Genomic DNA, 16,256 nt, shown 5'->3' with positions numbered 1-16,256 from the left:
CGCAGCGCGCGCTGGGCATAGCGGCCGCAGTCCTGGGTGAACCGCGAGGCGGATCGAGTTCAGAAAAAAATCTATAAGGAGAAGAAGAAATGAAATCCATGAATTTGGTGCGCGTTGCCATAATCGTATTATTCGCCGCGCTGTTGCTCGGCACGGCGGGTGTCGCTTCGGCTCAGGGTCCCGAACCGGCAAACCCAAAGCTCGACGACGCCATTGTCAGTGTGAATGTGTTGTGGGTGCTCGTCGCCGGTTTTCTCGTATTCTTTATGCAAGCCGGGTTTGCGCTCGTCGAGACTGGCTTTACCCGCAACAAGAACGTCGCACACACGATGATGATGAACATGATGGTGTTTTGCATCGGCGCGGTCGGGTACTGGTTGACTGGCTTTGCCTTTCAGTTCGGCGGCGTGAACTTTACTTACCCCACGATCAATGGTCTCGATGCCTGGGCTTTCTCGCCGGTCACTCTGGGCGATTGGACGGGTGTGCTCGATCAACCATTGCTCATCGGCGGTTCGGGCGTCCTGGGTCTTTCTGGCTTTATGCTGGGTGGGCTGGGCGCGAATTTCGGCGTGTTGGCGTTCTTTCTGTTCCAGATGGTGTTCATGGATACTGCCGCGACGATTCCCACCGGTTCGCTGGCGGAACGATTCAAGTTCGTCGGCTTTGCGTTGATGGGCTTGTGGGTCAGCATGATCATCTACCCGTTGGTCGGCAACTGGGTGTGGGGCGGCGGTTGGCTCGCGAACCTGGGTCGCACGATGGGCTGGGGTAATGGCGCGGTGGACTTTGCCGGTTCCGGTGTTGTGCACATGATCGGCGGCTCGGTCGCGTTGGCGGGCGCAATCGTCATCGGTCCGCGTATCGGTAAATTCAACAAGGACGGTTCTGCCAATGCCATCCCCGGTCACAGCATTTCGTTGGGCATCTTGGGTACCATCATCCTGTTCTTTGGATGGTTCGGTTTCAATCCTGGGTCGGCGCTGGGCTTTGTCGGCGGATTCCGCAACTTGGCGGTCAACGCCGCGATCAATACGTTGATGGCTGGCGCGGCGGGTGGTTGCGCGGCGATGCTCTACATGTGGGTCGTTGGTCCAACCAAAAAACCGGATCCGTCCATGTCGGTCAACGGCATCCTTGCCGGTTTGGTGGCGATCACCGCGCCGTGCGCGTTCGTGGATAGTACGGGTGCGGTCATCATCGGACTCGTCGCCGGCGTGTGGGTGTGTGTCGCCGCGACCGTGCTAGAGAAAGCCAAGATTGACGATCCCGTTGGCGCGATCCCGGTGCACTTTGCGAATGGTGTGTGGGGCGTGTTGGCGGTCGGCATCTTTGCGAATGGCAATCCGGATTCGGCGGCGTGGAACGGCGTCGCGACGCCGGTGACTGGGTTGCTGTACGGTGGCTCGTCCCAGATTCTCGCGCAAGGCGCGGAAGTCGTAGCGATTGCCGTGACCGTGATCGGCGGATCCTACGTGTTCTTCCAGGTCTTGTCCGCGTTCAAACTGTTGCGCGTATCGCGCGAGGTCGAGTTGGCAGGATTGGACTTGCCGGAAATGGGCGTGCTCGGTTATCCCAAGGATTGGGAGCCGGTGCCCGAAGTCATCAAGTCCGGATCTCCCGCGCGCGTGCCCTCCGGCGCAACCGCGAGCGCCACCGAGTAGTTCAAGCGACATTGCGATGTAAGACCTGTCAGGTATTCGCGACGCGAACCTGACAGGTCTTGCGCGCAACTCCGCCTCTTCCTTATAACAATGGGATGTTTTGAAACTGAACAGTTACGAAATTTCTATGAAACTGGGATTGTGATGGAACAAGGATGTCACCACCTGCGCTGATCTATCTGGCGATGGGAGTTTTGATCGCGTACATTCATTTGGAAGGGACCAATACCAAACGATTAAATTGGTTGGAATGGTTGCAATTCCTGGTCAATGCGTTGCGAATCGTTCTCCTGTGGCCCCTCGTCTTGTTCATCGAAAAGTTAGAAAAATGGCTCAAGCCTCCTCAATGAAAACGGATGCTGCCGATTCCCGGAGCGGACATGGGTACTCAGCCAAGCGTTAAGAAAACCCTGGGACTGACCGGCGTCACAGTGAACGCGATGGCGTTGATGGCGCCGGGCGCGTTCTTGTGGTTAACCTTGCAATTGCAAGCCGCGAGCACGGACGCGAACGGCATTAGCACAGCGCGGGATATGTGGGCGGGCGTGGTGATGGCATTGCTGGTTGCGTTTTTGACCGCGCTCGCTTTTTCCGAATTGGCGTATCGTTACCCGGATGCCGGGAGTCGCAGTGCGTACCACTTTGCCCAACGCGTGTTTATGGATCGCGCCGATTCGAAACATCATCGCTGGGCGCGCCCGGTGAAATTCATTACCGGCTGGGCGGCGCACCTGTTTTACTGGGTCTATCCCGGCGTGATGGTCGCGTTCATGGCGAATTTGGCGAATTATATCGCCGAGCAATTCGGCTATCATCCCACCATTTGGGGTCAAGTGTTGCTGGCGTGCGCCTTTGCCGCGTTCGTCGGATTTCTCGCGTTGCGCGGCATCACCGGTTCGACCACATCGTCCATCGTGCTCAACGCGATTCAAATTACGATGCTCGTCGTTTTTGCCGTGCTTGCCATTCTCTTTCGTCTTTACAATCCGTCGAATCTCGCGCCGAGTGAGTGGTATCACCCCTCGGTTGCCTCGATCGTTCTGCCGCACGAATGGAGCGGGATGCTGTTTCAGGCATCCATCGCGATTCTGATTCTCGTCGGTTTTGAATCCACCACAGTATTGGGCGCGGTCGCCACGAATCCCAAACGCGATGTCCCGCGCGGCGCGATTCTCGCGTTGCTCATCCAAGGTCTGCTCGTTTACCTGGTGGAATACTTTGCGGTAAGCGTCATCCAAAATGACCGATTGAAAGTGGGCGCGCTCACCGGCATCGCCGCGTCTGCGGCGTCGCGCGCGCCGATGGGCGACCTGGCAATCCAAATCGGCGATCCGCTTTTGGGCGGCAATGGATTCGTCGTCATGCTGACGATTGCCGCAACGGTTGCGCTCGCGCTGCTCGCCGCGACATTGACGGCGATGAACACCGGCGTGCGAATCAGTTTCGCCATGTCGCAAGATGAGGAGATGCCGGACATTATGGGTTTGTTGCACGCGCAGTATGCGACGCCCTATGTCGCCGTGGTTCTCCTTACGATCACTTCGGCGCTTATTGGTTCGCTGGGTGTGGTCGGCGGCGTCGTCGCGCTGACCGGCATCACGCTCGCTTCGAACCTGGGAACGTTCGTCCTGTACGCGCTTATCTGCGGACTGGCAGTGGTCGCGTTTGTGGGCAATCATGAATTCAATTGGTTGCGACATGTTATCTTGCCTATATTCGGATTGATCGCCAATCTAGGCATGGTGCTGGTGATTTGTATTGTTGGAACAACATCGAGTGGAGTAACCGCGCAAGCCACGTACCTCGCCCTGGGAATTGCGGCGGCGTGGTTGGCGTTAGGTGTGGTCTATGTAGTCGTGATGAAAATGCGTCGCGAACGCACGCTCGTTTCGCCGACACATCACATCACAACCGAGAAATAGGACGCCCTTATTTCTCGGTTCGTCCCCCTGTTGGCGTTCTGTGAATCTTTAGAGGGGGAGAAGAGCAGAACGCAACAGGGGTAATCTTGTTTCGAGTAATTCCTTTGTCAATTTCGTTTGATGAACGGAAGAGAATCCAGGTTTCTCCAAAAAACCTGGATTCAGACAAAGGCATCGTTTGAGGTGATCCGATTTGAAACCGATTTTACCCGAGTTCGATTCCAGCGGACTAAGCCATATCGGTCCCGTGCGCGAGGATAATCAAGACGCGATTCAATTGCCCAACGGGCATCTGACTGCGGAGCGGGGATGGTTGTTCGGCGTGGCGGATGGCATGGGCGGATACGCGCACGGTGACATGGCGAGTACGCTCGCGCTCGAAAAACTATTCGAGGCGTTTTATGGCGAACGCGCGTTGCCCGTGGAACGCGCGTTGCGACGCGGCATCGAATCGGCAAACCTGGGAGTCTACAAGCAAGCGCAACGCCTGGGCGCGGGGCGCATGGGCACGACGTTGACCGCCGCGGGAGTCGTCGGCAATCAACTTTATCTCGCGCACGTGGGCGATAGCCGCGCGTACCTGATTCGCGATGGTCGCGCGACGTGCTTGACGGAGGATCATACGACGGTCGGCGAACTCGTGCGGATGAAAGTGTTGTCGGCGGACAAGGTTCGCACGCACGCGCAACGTTCGATTCTGACGAAGGGGATTGGCTTGACCTTGTTCGTCCAACCGGACATTACGCAACACACCTTGCGCGAAGGCGACCGGGTCGTGTTGTGCAGCGATGGCGTGTGGTCGGTGATTCAAGATGACGAGTTTGCGGAACTCACTGCACAGACGAATCGCGCGCAAGAGTTGAGTCTACGTTTGATCAATCTCGCGCTCGAACGGCAGACCGACGACAATTGTTCGGCGATCACCATTCACATTCAACGCTTGTCTCCCTCGCCTGCCGGCAACAGTTCATCGCGCAAAGGATTGTCGTTGCGCGAGTGGATTTCGCGGCACGTCGCGATGTTCTTTCACTCCCGATTGACCCTAGAAGTTTGACGATGCAGATAATTCAGTCATTGATTTATTTTGCCATTGCCGGTTTGTGCGAAATTGGCGGCGGTTATTTGGTGTGGCTCTGGTTGCGCGAAGGGAAAAGTATGTGGCTGGGTCTTTTGGGCGGCGGTGTGTTGTTCGTGTACGGCGTCATCCCGACTTTTCAACCCGCGAACTTTGGGCGCGTCTATGCCGCCTATGGCGGTGTCTTTGTCGCGCTCTCGATTGTGTGGGGCTGGGTCGTGGACAAGAATCTGCCCGACCGCTTCGACTTGATCGGCGGGCTGGTCGCGTTGATTGGCGTTATCATTATCATGTACACGCCGCGCAGTTGATTCTATCCTTGCGACGGTCATCAACGATGTTGCCAAGACATCGCGCGACCATGTCGGATTCGATTCCCCGAGAATTGCGCCGGCAAACCTCCGCATGGTTGAACCTTCACCCCAAAATCCAAAATACGCGAGGGCTTGTAATGAAGCCGATGATTCGTCTTGCTACTGAAGCAGATGCGGAACAAATTCAAGCGATTTACGCGCCGTTCGTTCAGCAGACCGCCATTTCGTTTGAACTCGAACCACCTACAGTGGATGAGATGCGCGCGCGCATCTCGAAAACGCTTGTGCAATTTCCGTGGCTGGTCTGTGTCTCTGAGCGAAAAATCCTGGGTTACGCGTACGCCAGTTCACATCGCACGCGCGCCGCGTACCAATGGGCGGTGGATGTCTCGGCGTACGTTGCTCCGTCCTCCCAGCGCGCTGGAATCGGCAAGGCGCTCTACACAGTTTTAATGCAGATTATTCGATTGCAAGGATTTTATATCGCGTACGCGGGAATCGCTCTGCCCAACCCTGCCAGCGTTGGCTTGCACGAAGCGTTAGGATTTGCGCCGATTGGCGTCTTTCGCGCGGTCGGTTATAAACTGGGCGCGTGGCATGATGTAGGATGGTGGCAATGTGATCTGTGTTCACGAGCGGTTGAGCCGGCGTTGCCCGTGTCGCTTGAGCAAGTAATCCAACTCCCAGAATGGACTAGCATCCTGGCGAGCGGTTTGCCCTAGATTCATCAAGCGTTTTGATCAAATTCAATGGGCGCATCCCAGGTAGGGGCGAAGCATTTGCCACGATATGATTCTTTGGCAAGTTGGTTTCCATTTGAAAAGCGACCGTCCAAGCCGGGAGTTTGATGCAAATGCTTCGCCTCTACTCAATGTAAAATGCGCCCGATTCAATCAGCGGTTAGCCATCCATGAATAGCTATGCTATAATGCCCGCCGACATGCTACAGATTGGCGACCAGTTCGACAACTATCAAATCCAAGCCCACCTTGCCCAGGGCGGGATGAGCGACATTTATCGCGCGTTCGATGTGGTGAATCGTTGCGAGGTCGCGCTTAAGGTCCCAGATGCGAGCATCATGGGCGATCCCGCGCAGTTCGAACGATTCCAACGCGAGCTGGAAGTGATGCAGACGTTGCATCACCCGGCGATTTTGCGCGGGCTGGGTTCCGGCAAACACCACCGGATTCCGTACCTCGTCACCGAATTTGTGCAAGGGCAATCATTGCGCGAATTGATCGAAACTTCCGCGCCGATGTCGCCCGCTCAAGCGATCCCTATCGCGCGCAAGATCGCGGATGGCATGGCGCATTGCCACGCGAACGGCGTCATCCATCGCGATCTCAAACCGGAAAATATTTTGATCGCCGCCGAAGATCAACCGGTGATTATGGATTTCGGTCTGGCGTTGACCAGGGGCGCGCATCGCGTCACGTACTCGAACTTGAGCGCGACGATGGGCACGCCCGATTACATGGCGCCCGAACAAGTCGAAGGCAAGCGCGGCGACGCGCGCACCGACGTGTATGCGCTAGGCACAATCTTGTACGAGATGCTCGCTGGTAAAACGCCTTTCACCGGCGACAACAACCTAGCCGTAATGGCGCTGCACCTCAACGGCATCGCGCCGCGTTTGGATCGCGAACGCGCGGACATTTCTCCTCAAATCGCCTCCGTGGTCGCGCGCGCATTGCAACACAATCCCGACGAGCGGTACGCGGATATGCGCGCGTTCATGGACGCGCTTGATCATCCGGAAACGGCGGATTTGTCTTTGCTTGATAAAGCCGGCGCCCCGCAGAAAAGTGCGCTCTGGCGTTCGCAAGCGGTTCAAGCCATCGGCATTAGTATTCTCGTGATGGTCGCGATAGTTATGCTCGCGTTTGCGCTTCAGGCTCTCCGCTAAAAATAGGATCCAGGCTTCTCAAAGAAACCTGGATTCTCGAAAAGGAATTGCCGGGTGCAAGACATTTATATACGCGAAGCAACAGAGGAAGATATCCCAGGTCTAGTGACCGTCATTCACGCGGCGTTCGAGGAATATCGCGGATTCTTGGATCCGCCATCCGGCGCGCACGACGAGACGATTGAGACGGTTCAGCGCAAGTTGATGAGCGCGCGTGCAGGTGTGGCGCTGGTCAATCAGCAAATCGTTGGCTGTGTGATTTGTGAACCGAGAGCGGATCACCTTTACCTGGGTCGTCTCGCGGTGTTGCCGTCGCATCGGCGGTACGGAATCGGACAAATGCTGATTGCCTGGGTCGAGGCGCACGCGCGTGATCTGGGATATGCGCGAGTGCGTCTCGCGGTGCGACTCGCCTTGCAAGACAACCTCACCTATTTTCAATATCTGGGTTATCGTGTCCTCGATCATGCCAATCACCCAGGATATAGTCAACCGACTTTTGCGAATCTAGAGAAAGACCTCGGACAATACCATGCCTGATTCATCCGACATCTTTGCGCGCGTGGAAGAGAATCACATCAAGTACATTGATTTGCAATTCACCGATGTGGTCGGCGTCGTCAAGAATGTGACGATTCCCGCGCAAGAATTATCCGATGCGCTGACGAACGGAATTTGGTTCGACGGTTCTTCGATTGAAGGATTTGCGCGCGTCGCCGAAAGCGATATGCACCTGCGCCCCGATGTGTCCACGTTCGCGATTCTCCCTTGGTTGAGCGGCGACGAAGCGACCGCGCGTTTGATCTGTGATGTGTTCACGCCGGATGGACAACCGTTCGCCGGCGATCCGCGCGCGGTGCTCAAGCGCGCCATCGTCCAAGCCGAGCAGATGGGTTTCATTTATCACACCGGACCCGAACTCGAATTCTTTTTGCTCAAGCCGCATCCCGACGGCAGTTTGATTCCGCCGATTCCACACGACAGCGCGAGCTATTTCGATGCGCCGTCGGATATGGCGGCGGGTTTGCGTCGGCAGATGACCGCGAACCTGGCGGCGTTTGGCATCCAGGTCGAAGCGATGCACCACGAAGTCGCCATCGGTCAACACGAAATTGATTTTCGTTACTCGGACGCGTTGACGACGGCGGATAACGCGGTGACGTTTCGCTTGGTGCTCAAGATCATCGCGCAGTTGAATGGATTGTACGGCACGTTCATGCCCAAGTTGTTGCGCGGGTCAGCCGGCAATGGAATGCATGTCCATCAAAGTTTGACGTATGCCGCGAACGGCAGAAACGCGTTCGCGGATGAGGGCGATCCGCACGGTCTATCGAAAATCGCCAAGCAATTTATCGCGGGGCAACTCGCGCATGCGCGCGGGATGTGCGCGGTGCTCGCGCCGCTCGTCAATTCGTACAAGCGATTGGTCGCGGGGTACGAAGCGCCGGTGTTCATCAGTTGGGCGCGCATCAATCGTTCCGCGCTCATTCGCGTGCCGCGCGCCTCGACAACCGAATCCACGCGGCTCGAATTGCGTTGCCCCGATCCAAGTTGCAATCCGTACCTCGCGTTCGCGGTCATGCTCGCCGCCGGACTTGATGGCATTCGCCGCCAACTGACCGTGCCCGAAGCGACGGAAGAAAATCTGTATCACCTCGATACTGATCGTCGTTCCAAATTGAGCATTTTGCCGGAATCGTTGAATCGTGCGCTCGATGCGTTGGAAGAAGACGCCGTTGTGTGCAATGCGCTCGGCGCGCACCTCTGTGATCGTTTTGTCAGCGCCAAGCGGCTAGAATGGCAAGACTATCGTCTCGAAGTGAGCGCGTGGGAATTAGAAAAGTACTTGCCGAACTATTGAGACTGGAGCATTGCTCCCGCGATTTTGGAATTTACCGCAGAGACGCGGAGAGCGCGGAGAAATTCATTTTGAAAAACTCGGCGTTCTCAGCGTGCTCCGCGTCTCTGCGGTAAAAATTTCACGGGTAGTCGGTCGCGATACTACACTGCCGAACTATTAGCGGCTTGACACCCGTACTCGAATCCGCTATACTTGCGCCAACAAACGCGATGATGGAAACGAGTACGTGAGTGAATCGCCTAGCGAGTTCGGGATAGTGCAAGCCGAGCGCGTGAACCTCGCCGAAAATCCTTCCGGAGCGGCACTGCCAAAGCGCGAGCGAGTAGACAGTGACGGAGTCGTCATCCGTTACACAAGACGCGAAGATGGTGGTCTTCGATAAAGTGAGTTTGTTAGTTGCATAGTTTGATGATTGATTAGTTGGACGCCAACTAACGCACGATTGGACTATCGCACTATCGAACTAAAAAGGGTGGTACCGCGAAACGCAAGCGTCTCGTCCCTTGGGGGGGCGGGACGTTTTTTGATTTTCGATTGCCGATTTCTGATTTTCGATTTGGTTAACGCGAGAATCGCAAATCGAAAATCAAAAATCGAAAATCCAAAATGAGGTTGAGATGACCGATTTGCTTTGCCAATCCGATGCGTACTTGAAAGAGTTTGAAGCGACTGTAACCGCTATCAATGGCGACCAGGTCACGCTTGATCGCACTGCGTTTTATCCGCGCGGCGGCGGTCAGCCGAGCGATCAAGGCGAACTAGTTGTCGCGGGCGAAACATACCGCGTGCTCGAAGTGAAAAAGCAAGCCGGCGAAGTGTGGCACAAGGTGGATCGCGCGGCGACGTTCACGGTCGGCGCGAGCGCGCACGGCGCGATTGACTGGGATCGTCGCTACAAGTTGATGCGGACGCACACGGCGTTGCATATTTTGTGCGGAATGATGTGGCGCGATTACGGCGTCAGTGTGACGGGCGGCGATATGGAGCCGCTCGCGGCGCGAATGGATTTCGAGCTGGAGCGAATGAGCGCGGACTTCGCGCACGATGTCGAAGCAAAAGTGAACGCGGAAGTCACGGCGGCGCGCGACATTCGTGTCAAGATTTTGCCGCGCGAGGTAGCGTTTCAAATTCCGGATTTGATTCGCACGAAAATCAACTTGCTTCCGCCGGATATTCAAGAGGTTCGCACCGTCGAAATCGTCGGACTCGATTTGCAAGCGGACGGCGGCACGCACGTTGCGAACACGCGCGAGGTCGGGCGCGTCAAGGTGGTGGGACACGAGAGCAAGGGCAAGATCAACAAGCGGCTGAGAATTGCGGTGGAGGGAGGGGAAGTGGTAATTGGTAAATAGAGATTGGAACGTGATGCGTAATGCGTGATGCGTAAATCCCAAATCGAAAATCGCAAATCAAAAATCGAAAATGGCATACAAATTCTGTTCCAACTGCGGAAACCACTTACCATTTACCAATTACCCTTTCGCGCCGCAAACCTGTACCGAATGTGGACGCACCCAGTATCACAACTCGAAACCGTGCGCGGGCGGGTTGATCGTGCGCGATGGTTGTGTGTTGTTGGTGAAGCGCGCGGTCGAGCCGTTCAAGGATTACTGGGATTTGCCCGGCGGATTTCTCGAAGCGGGCGAGCATCCGCGCGATGGAATGTTCCGCGAGGTGCGCGAGGAAACTGGGTTAGAAGTGCGCGTGCGCGAATTGCTTGGCGTCTACGTGGATCGCTATGACAACAATGGCGACGAGATTTTCACGCTGAACCACTATTACATCGTCGAGCCGATTGGCGGCGCGTTGCGTGCGGCAGATGATGTGAACGCGTTCGCGTGGTTTGCACTCGATGCGTTGCCGGACGCGATTGCGTTTGAACACGCGCCCGTGGTGTTGCGCGATTTGCAGGAGAGGATGAAGCGGGGTTTCTGATTTTCGAATGCCGATTTGCGATTTGATGCGACGCGGACGAACGCGGATAAACGCGGATAAAAAGCAACTACCACGCGCGCAACAACGTCGAAACGGCAATGTCTTCATCAACATTTTCCCAGTGAATGCCGATGCCTTTGGCAATCAAACGCCAATTCTTGCGTTGCTTGGGCGTGGCATCGCGCAAACGCGGAAACCATTCGAGCGGCACGGATACTTGGCGACCGTCGGAGAGATTCACGGTTAGCGTATCGTCGGTGCAGTGAACGTTGAGAGCCAGGGTTGTCGTTGGGCTGAGGATTTTCTGATTCAAGTTAGGCATGAGTGGGAGTACGCTTTGCCTTGATGAGTTTCTCCGCTTTCTCATTCACCAAGCGCGCGTGTTCGCGAAAGAACGCCAATTGTTCGGCGGGCGACATATCTTTTATCTGTTCGTAAATTTTATCGCGAATTTGGCGCGTCATTTCGACGGCTTTGATATTCTGGTTTTCCATATCACGCCGCAACCGTTTCAAACGCGACTTGGAAATGCGCGGGCTTGGGAAGAAGGTAATTCAATTTTTCAAATCCGATGACCTGACCGGAGATGTCTTTCATCAGAATTACTTCGTCGCCGGTTTCTTCGCAAATGTATTCGGCTTGAGGATCGCCAAACCAAACGGTGAGTGTATTACCAACTTGATCGTAGTAAACTTTTACTTGTGCCATATTTGCCTGCCTTCCTTGATTGCATCGGTCGGATAAGTCGTAATCAAGAATCCATCACCGTCGAGACGTTTGGCGACGGCGCAGACCCAACGTCCGATACGTTCAGGTTTGTAGAATAAATGCACGGTTGGATCATTCTTGCTCAATCGAATCTCACTTGGGTTTCGTAGTGTCTCTTGCACATCGCTCTCGCGCCCTTTCATTGCTGGGTGCTTGATGGTAACAATCAGTTCCCAGTATTCGCGCGTAACGCGGACACGAAAGCCAAGCGGGGTCATAACTTCAAAGAGCAATTCGCTTGCGGGTGTGTCTTCATTCATAGCAAGATTATAGCACAGTTTGGCGCGATGCGGGAAACGGAATTTTTGATTTTCGATTGCCGATTGAGAGGAATTGGTAGAATATGGTTTCGATGCAATTTGAAATACTGCAACTGTTTGGAACCCTTGAAAGCTTCCTGGTCAACATGGAATATTTGATACAAGTTCAGGAAGAGTCAGCGATTGATCAAATTCGATCTGATCACTTCGATGAGATGGAGAAGGAAATTGACGCGGCGATTGATCAAATTCGATTGGAGAAAGGACCTGCCTTCGAGACTGGCCAGGAGGAAATCCGCTCTGTGATCGCTCGTATTCGATCGGAGAAAGAAAATGCCAATCCCGAGATGGTAGAGGAAATCGACTCAGTGAAGGAGATTTATGAGAACTATTTTCCTCATTTTCTTCGCTATTCTCTGATTGTGACAATTGTTATGATTTTGGAGACACAGATGATAAGATTGTGTGACAAAATCAAACTTGATCGTGGATTATCAATGCGATCGAAGGATCTGAAAGGTGATACACTGAATCAGTGTAAAAGGTATCTTGAGGATGTTGCAAATCTGTCGTTGGAGCAATCATTGTGGGATCACATTGTTGACCTTTCTAAGGTGAGGAATTGCATTGTTCATGCGATGGGAGATATTGAATTATCGAATGATAGAAATCATTTGCGTGAACTGGTTCGAAGAAACCAGGGACTCAGAATCGGGGACACCGTCTTCTCAGGTCTTGAGAAAAATATACTCGACCTTTCTCCGGAATACTGTAGGCGATCAATTCAAAACGTGCTGACGCTATTTGACAATATTTTTAAGGCAGCGGGTTATAAAGATTTAATATCCTCGCAACAAGAATGATAGGGAATAGCAATTCCTAATTCGCAAATCGCAAATCCTAAATCTGCAATCCGCAATCATATAATTCATATCGGAGGCACTATGCCATTCAAACCTGTATCATCTAAAACCAACTTTCCCGAACTCGAGCGCGACATCTTGCGCTGGTGGAAGGAGACCGACGCGTTCAACAAATTGCGCCAGTTGCGCGCGGGCAGTAAAACCTGGTCGTTCGTGGATGGTCCCATCACCGCGAACAACCCGATGGGCGTTCACCACGCGTGGGGTCGCACGTACAAAGATATTTTCCAGCGCTACAAAGCGATGCAAGGATTCGACGAACGCTGGCAGAATGGTTTCGATTGCCAGGGACTCTGGGTTGAGGTCAATGTCGAAAAAGACCTGGGATTCAAATCGAAACGCGACATCGAAGCGTACGGACTCGCGCCGTTCGTAATTATTTGCAAGCAACGTGTGCTCAACTATTCGGCGGTGCAAACCGAACAATCCATCCGCCTTGGTTACTGGATGGATTGGAACGATACCGACACGTTGCGAATGTTGAGCGAGAAACTCGGCGAGAACCCGAATCAAACACTCACCGTGCAAGGTCCGAATGGTCCAGTCACCGGCACAGTCGAACAACTCGTTGGACAACTCGGTCTGCCGCAACTTGGCGGATCGTATTTCACGTTCAGCGACGAGAACAATTATCAGATTTGGGGATTCATCAAAAGGTGCGCGGACAACGGCTGGCTTTACAAAGGCACGGACGTGATGCCCTGGTGCGCGCGTTGCGGCACCGGCGTCAGCGAGCACGAAATCAGCACCGAAGATTATCCCGACCTCACGCATCCCAGCATTACCGCGCGCTTGCCACTACGCGGACGTGCGAACGAATATCTGCTCGTGTGGACGACGACGCCGTGGACGCTCACGTCCAACGTCGCGGTCGCGGTCGGACCCGAACTCACGTACTTGAAAGTGAAGCAAGGTGATGCGGTGTACTATTTGTCCGAAGGCACGGTCAAGATGTTGACAGGGCAATACCAGGTGCTCGGCAAGTTGAAAGGTACCGAACTCGAAGGATGGACGTACGATGGTCCATTCGACGAACTGCCCGCGCAACAGCAAAAGGGCGGATTTGTCCCAATCGAATTAAAGAATCACATCACGCGCCCGGCGATGAATGCCGCGCAAGCGCATCGTGTTATTTTGTGGAAAGATGTCGGCGATGCGGAAGGCACGGGGCTCGTTCACATCGCCCCAGGTTGTGGCGCAGAAGACTTTCGACTTGGCAAGGAATTCGGTTTGCCGGTCGTCGCGCCGATTGACGAGAATGGTACGTTCATCGAAAACTTTGGCGCGTTCAGCGGGATGAGCGCGTTCGATGTCGCGCCGCGTGTCGTCGAATCGTTGACGCAAAAAGGTTTGCTCTATCGCGCCGACGATTACACGCACCGCTATCCGACGTGCTGGCGCTGCAAAACTGAATTGCTGTTCCGCCTCGTGGATGAGTGGTTCATCAGCATGGGCGAAACTTATAACAAGCCGCGCGATCAAATCACGCCCGCAGAAAAAGCCCGCTCACTACGTTATCAAATCATGGATGTCGTGGATCAAATCAAGTGGGTCCCGCAATTCGGTCACGACCGCGAGATGGACTGGTTGCGCTTGATGCACGATTGGATGATCTCGAAGAAACGTTACTGGGGTCTCGCGCTGCCGATCTGGGAATGTACAGAGTGCGGACATGCGAACGTGCTCGGCAGTCGCGATGAGTTGCAGGAACGCGCGGTCGAGGGCTGGGACAAGTTCGATGGACACACGCCGCATCGTCCCTTCATTGACGAAGTGAAAATCAAATGCGACAAGTGCGGCGGCAAAACATCGCGCATCAAAGATGTCGGCAATCCCTGGCTTGATGCCGGCATCGTCACGATGTCCACGATGGGCTATCGCACCGATCGCGCGTACTGGGAGAAATGGTACCCCGCCGATTTCATCACCGAATCATTCCCAGGTCAGTTCCGCAACTGGTTCTATTCCGTTCTCGCGATGGGCACCGCGATGACCGGGCAGCCACCATTCAAAGCATTGATGGGATACGGCACGCTCTTTGCCGAAGACGGTCGTCCGATGCACAAGTCGGCTGGGAACATGATCGAGTTCAACGACGCGGCGGATGAGATCGGCGCGGACGTGATGCGCTGGATGTTCTCGCGCACGCGTTATGAATCGAACATGCTGTTCGGTTATCACGTCGCGGACGAAACGCGGCGCATGTTTTTGCTACCATTGTGGAATGTGTATTCGTTCTTTGTGACGTACGCGAATTTGGATAAATGGGAACCGAAGGGAATAGCGGGAAGAGAGGGAAATGAAGGAAATTCCCTCATTTCCCCTAGTTCCCTAGACAGGTGGATTCTTGCTCGGCTACAAGCGTTGATCGCCGAAATGACTTCCGCACTCGACGAGTACGATTCGCCGACTGCCGCGCGTGCGGTCGAGCCGTTCATTGACGATTTGAGCAATTGGTACTTGCGCCGCTCACGCCGTCGTTTTTGGAAATCGGAAGATGATGGCGACAAGCGCGCGGCGTATGCGACATTGTACGAAGTGCTTGTCACGCTGACGAAATTGCTCGCGCCGTTTGTGCCGTTCGTCGCCGAATCCATGTACCAAAATCTTGTGCGCTCTGCGAACGCGGACGTACCGGAATCGGTGCATCACACGAGCTGGCCGCAAGTAAACGATACGAAACTCGACAAGCAATTGTTGAGTGATATGGCAATCGCGCGTCAAGTGGTGAACCTGGGTCACTCGATTCGCGCGAGCAAGAGCATCAAGATTCGCCAGCCGCTCGCGCGCGCGATTGTCGTCGCCGACGCGGCGCAACGCGAAGGGCTAACGCATCTGCGCGAACTCGCGGCGGACGAACTAAATGTGCACGCGGTCGAGTTTGCCGCGCGTGAAGAAGAACTCGTCACGTATCAACTGCGTCCGAATTTTGCGACGCTTCAAGAAAAAGTGAAACAATTACTGCCCGAACCGGAAACGGATGACAAGCAAATCAAAAAAGACGCGCGCGAAAAACGCAAAGCATTGATGGGTGGTTTACAAACCGCGCTTGCCGCGCAAGATGCGAGTCAGGTCGCGACGATAGTACGTGCCGGCAAATCATTCGCGCTCAATGTCAACGGACTCGCCTTCGAAATCGCGCCAGCGGATGTTCTCGTGACGCCGCAACCGAAACCTGGGTTCGCGGTGCAATCCGAAGACACGCTCGTCGTTGCGCTCGACACGCACATCACACCCGAACTGCGCGCCGAAGGGCTCGCGCGCGAGTTTGTGCGGCGCGTGCAAGACCTGCGCAAGAGCGCGGAATTCGATATCGCGGATCACATTCGCGTTTTCTACACCGCCACCCCGCCACTCGCGCACGCGATTGAAACGTGGCGCGCGTACATTGCCGGCGAAACGCTCGCGGATGAACTGCGCGCCGGTGAAGCGCCCTCCGGCGCGACGGTCGTTGACGATGCGTTTGATGGCGAGAAGGTGAGCATCGGGATTTTGAAAAAATAGTCGCTGAGAGTAAACCCCCACTCCACTCCCTCCCCCGTTCGCTCCAAGAGCGAACGCGGGAGGGAGTGGATTTGCGCAGAACACTAAACGCGTTTAGAATAACGGCAAGCGGTGAATCACTCTG

At 54.8% G+C, this 16,256-nt stretch carries 17 protein-coding genes and 1 other annotated feature; of the genes, 13 read left to right on the top strand and 4 right to left on the bottom strand.

The window, feature by feature from the left end:
* The first annotated feature begins 98 nt into the window (after positions 1 to 98).
* The 11 genes from HY868_04635 (at position 99) to HY868_04585 (ending at position 10,677) form a co-directional block, all read left to right on the top strand.
* Positions 99 to 1,664, top strand: a complete 1,566-nt coding sequence (locus HY868_04635; protein MBI5301404.1) for an ammonium transporter — start codon at positions 99 to 101, stop codon at positions 1,662 to 1,664.
* A 155-nt stretch (positions 1,665 to 1,819) separates the two neighbouring features.
* The gene (locus HY868_04630; protein ID MBI5301403.1) at positions 1,820 to 2,014 is read left to right on the top strand and encodes a hypothetical protein; all 195 of its coding nucleotides are present in this window, start codon (positions 1,820 to 1,822) and stop codon (positions 2,012 to 2,014) included.
* 30 nt (positions 2,015 to 2,044) lie between these two features.
* Positions 2,045 to 3,586 carry an APC family permease gene (locus HY868_04625; GenBank protein MBI5301402.1) on the top strand — a complete coding sequence of 514 codons (1,542 nt, stop codon included), beginning with the start codon at positions 2,045 to 2,047 and terminating at the stop codon, positions 3,584 to 3,586.
* A gap of 193 nt (positions 3,587 to 3,779) precedes the next feature.
* The gene (locus HY868_04620; protein ID MBI5301401.1) at positions 3,780 to 4,640 is read left to right on the top strand and encodes a serine/threonine-protein phosphatase; all 861 of its coding nucleotides are present in this window, start codon (positions 3,780 to 3,782) and stop codon (positions 4,638 to 4,640) included.
* A 2-nt stretch (positions 4,641 to 4,642) separates the two neighbouring features.
* Entirely contained in the window at positions 4,643 to 4,972 is a 330-nt protein-coding gene (locus HY868_04615) for a YnfA family protein (GenBank protein MBI5301400.1), read from the top strand.
* Between the two features lie 140 nt (positions 4,973 to 5,112).
* On the top strand, positions 5,113 to 5,697 hold the full coding sequence (locus HY868_04610) for an N-acetyltransferase (protein ID MBI5301399.1): 585 nt from the start codon (positions 5,113 to 5,115) through the stop codon (positions 5,695 to 5,697).
* Positions 5,698 to 5,885: 188 nt separating this feature from the next.
* Positions 5,886 to 6,881, top strand: coding sequence for a serine/threonine protein kinase (locus tag HY868_04605; protein MBI5301398.1), 996 nt, complete (start codon positions 5,886 to 5,888; stop codon positions 6,879 to 6,881).
* A 54-nt stretch (positions 6,882 to 6,935) separates the two neighbouring features.
* Positions 6,936 to 7,421: a GNAT family N-acetyltransferase gene (locus HY868_04600; protein MBI5301397.1), complete on the top strand. Its 486-nt coding sequence runs from the start codon at positions 6,936 to 6,938 to the stop codon at positions 7,419 to 7,421.
* Positions 7,414 to 8,742: a type I glutamate--ammonia ligase gene (glnA, locus tag HY868_04595; GenBank protein ID MBI5301396.1), complete on the top strand. Its 1,329-nt coding sequence runs from the start codon at positions 7,414 to 7,416 to the stop codon at positions 8,740 to 8,742. Before HY868_04600 ends, glnA begins: the two co-directional genes overlap by 8 nt.
* Positions 8,743 to 8,942: 200 nt before the next feature.
* Positions 8,943 to 9,249, top strand: a binding site (T-box leader).
* Between the two features lie 110 nt (positions 9,250 to 9,359).
* On the top strand, positions 9,360 to 10,094 hold the full coding sequence (locus tag HY868_04590; GenBank protein ID MBI5301395.1) for an alanyl-tRNA editing protein: 735 nt from the start codon (positions 9,360 to 9,362) through the stop codon (positions 10,092 to 10,094).
* A gap of 70 nt (positions 10,095 to 10,164) precedes the next feature.
* Positions 10,165 to 10,677 (top strand): NUDIX domain-containing protein, encoded by a 513-nt coding sequence (locus tag HY868_04585; GenBank protein MBI5301394.1) that lies wholly within the window; start codon positions 10,165 to 10,167, stop codon positions 10,675 to 10,677.
* A 67-nt stretch (positions 10,678 to 10,744) separates the two neighbouring features.
* On the opposite strand, the gene HY868_04580 is transcribed toward HY868_04585, so the two are convergent.
* From HY868_04580 to HY868_04565, 4 genes are read right to left on the bottom strand one after another with little or no spacing between them, the layout of a single operon-like run.
* On the bottom strand, positions 10,745 to 10,999 hold the full coding sequence (locus tag HY868_04580) for a DUF2442 domain-containing protein (GenBank protein MBI5301393.1): 255 nt from the start codon (positions 10,997 to 10,999) through the stop codon (positions 10,745 to 10,747).
* Positions 10,992 to 11,171 (bottom strand): hypothetical protein, encoded by a 180-nt coding sequence (locus tag HY868_04575; GenBank protein ID MBI5301392.1) that lies wholly within the window; start codon positions 11,169 to 11,171, stop codon positions 10,992 to 10,994. Before HY868_04575 ends, HY868_04580 begins: the two co-directional genes overlap by 8 nt.
* Position 11,172: 1 nt before the next feature.
* Positions 11,173 to 11,385: a DUF2283 domain-containing protein gene (locus tag HY868_04570; protein ID MBI5301391.1), complete on the bottom strand. Its 213-nt coding sequence runs from the start codon at positions 11,383 to 11,385 to the stop codon at positions 11,173 to 11,175.
* Positions 11,373 to 11,705: a DUF4258 domain-containing protein gene (locus HY868_04565; protein ID MBI5301390.1), complete on the bottom strand. Its 333-nt coding sequence runs from the start codon at positions 11,703 to 11,705 to the stop codon at positions 11,373 to 11,375. The genes HY868_04570 and HY868_04565 overlap by 13 nt, the downstream gene beginning before the upstream one ends.
* A gap of 92 nt (positions 11,706 to 11,797) precedes the next feature.
* On the opposite strand from HY868_04565, the gene HY868_04560 reads away from it, so the two are divergent.
* Positions 11,798 to 12,568, top strand: a complete 771-nt coding sequence (locus HY868_04560; GenBank protein MBI5301389.1) for a hypothetical protein — start codon at positions 11,798 to 11,800, stop codon at positions 12,566 to 12,568.
* 81 nt (positions 12,569 to 12,649) lie between these two features.
* Positions 12,650 to 16,132, top strand: a complete 3,483-nt coding sequence (locus HY868_04555) for an isoleucine--tRNA ligase (protein ID MBI5301388.1) — start codon at positions 12,650 to 12,652, stop codon at positions 16,130 to 16,132.
* Positions 16,133 to 16,256 lie beyond the last annotated feature (124 nt).

The sequence above is a fragment of the Chloroflexota bacterium genome (assembly GCA_016219275.1).
Classification (GTDB): Bacteria; Chloroflexota; Anaerolineae; order UBA4142; family UBA4142; genus JACRBM01.
The sequence above is the reverse complement of the archived record's forward strand: the minus strand, read 5'-3'. Positions and strand labels throughout refer to the sequence as shown.

Excerpts from the sequence above, each read along its gene's own strand:
- HY868_04580 (MBI5301393.1), bottom strand. The coding sequence starts at position 10,999 with ATGCCTAACTTGAATCAGAAAATCCTCAGCCCAACGACAACCCTGGCT.
- HY868_04585 (MBI5301394.1), top strand. The coding sequence starts at position 10,165 with ATGGCATACAAATTCTGTTCCAACTGCGGAAACCACTTACCATTTACC.
- HY868_04565 (MBI5301390.1), bottom strand. The coding sequence starts at position 11,705 with ATGAATGAAGACACACCCGCAAGCGAATTGCTCTTTGAAGTTATGACC.
- HY868_04570 (MBI5301391.1), bottom strand. The coding sequence starts at position 11,385 with ATGGCACAAGTAAAAGTTTACTACGATCAAGTTGGTAATACACTCACC.
- HY868_04625 (MBI5301402.1), top strand. The coding sequence starts at position 2,045 with ATGGGTACTCAGCCAAGCGTTAAGAAAACCCTGGGACTGACCGGCGTC.
- HY868_04555 (MBI5301388.1), top strand. The coding sequence starts at position 12,650 with ATGCCATTCAAACCTGTATCATCTAAAACCAACTTTCCCGAACTCGAG.
- HY868_04605 (MBI5301398.1), top strand. The coding sequence starts at position 5,886 with ATGAATAGCTATGCTATAATGCCCGCCGACATGCTACAGATTGGCGAC.
- HY868_04610 (MBI5301399.1), top strand. The coding sequence starts at position 5,113 with ATGAAGCCGATGATTCGTCTTGCTACTGAAGCAGATGCGGAACAAATT.
- HY868_04575 (MBI5301392.1), bottom strand. The coding sequence starts at position 11,171 with ATGGAAAACCAGAATATCAAAGCCGTCGAAATGACGCGCCAAATTCGC.
- HY868_04635 (MBI5301404.1), top strand. The coding sequence starts at position 99 with ATGAATTTGGTGCGCGTTGCCATAATCGTATTATTCGCCGCGCTGTTG.
- HY868_04560 (MBI5301389.1), top strand. The coding sequence starts at position 11,798 with ATGCAATTTGAAATACTGCAACTGTTTGGAACCCTTGAAAGCTTCCTG.
- HY868_04630 (MBI5301403.1), top strand. The coding sequence starts at position 1,820 with ATGTCACCACCTGCGCTGATCTATCTGGCGATGGGAGTTTTGATCGCG.
- glnA (MBI5301396.1), top strand. The coding sequence starts at position 7,414 with ATGCCTGATTCATCCGACATCTTTGCGCGCGTGGAAGAGAATCACATC.
- HY868_04590 (MBI5301395.1), top strand. The coding sequence starts at position 9,360 with ATGACCGATTTGCTTTGCCAATCCGATGCGTACTTGAAAGAGTTTGAA.
- HY868_04615 (MBI5301400.1), top strand. The coding sequence starts at position 4,643 with ATGCAGATAATTCAGTCATTGATTTATTTTGCCATTGCCGGTTTGTGC.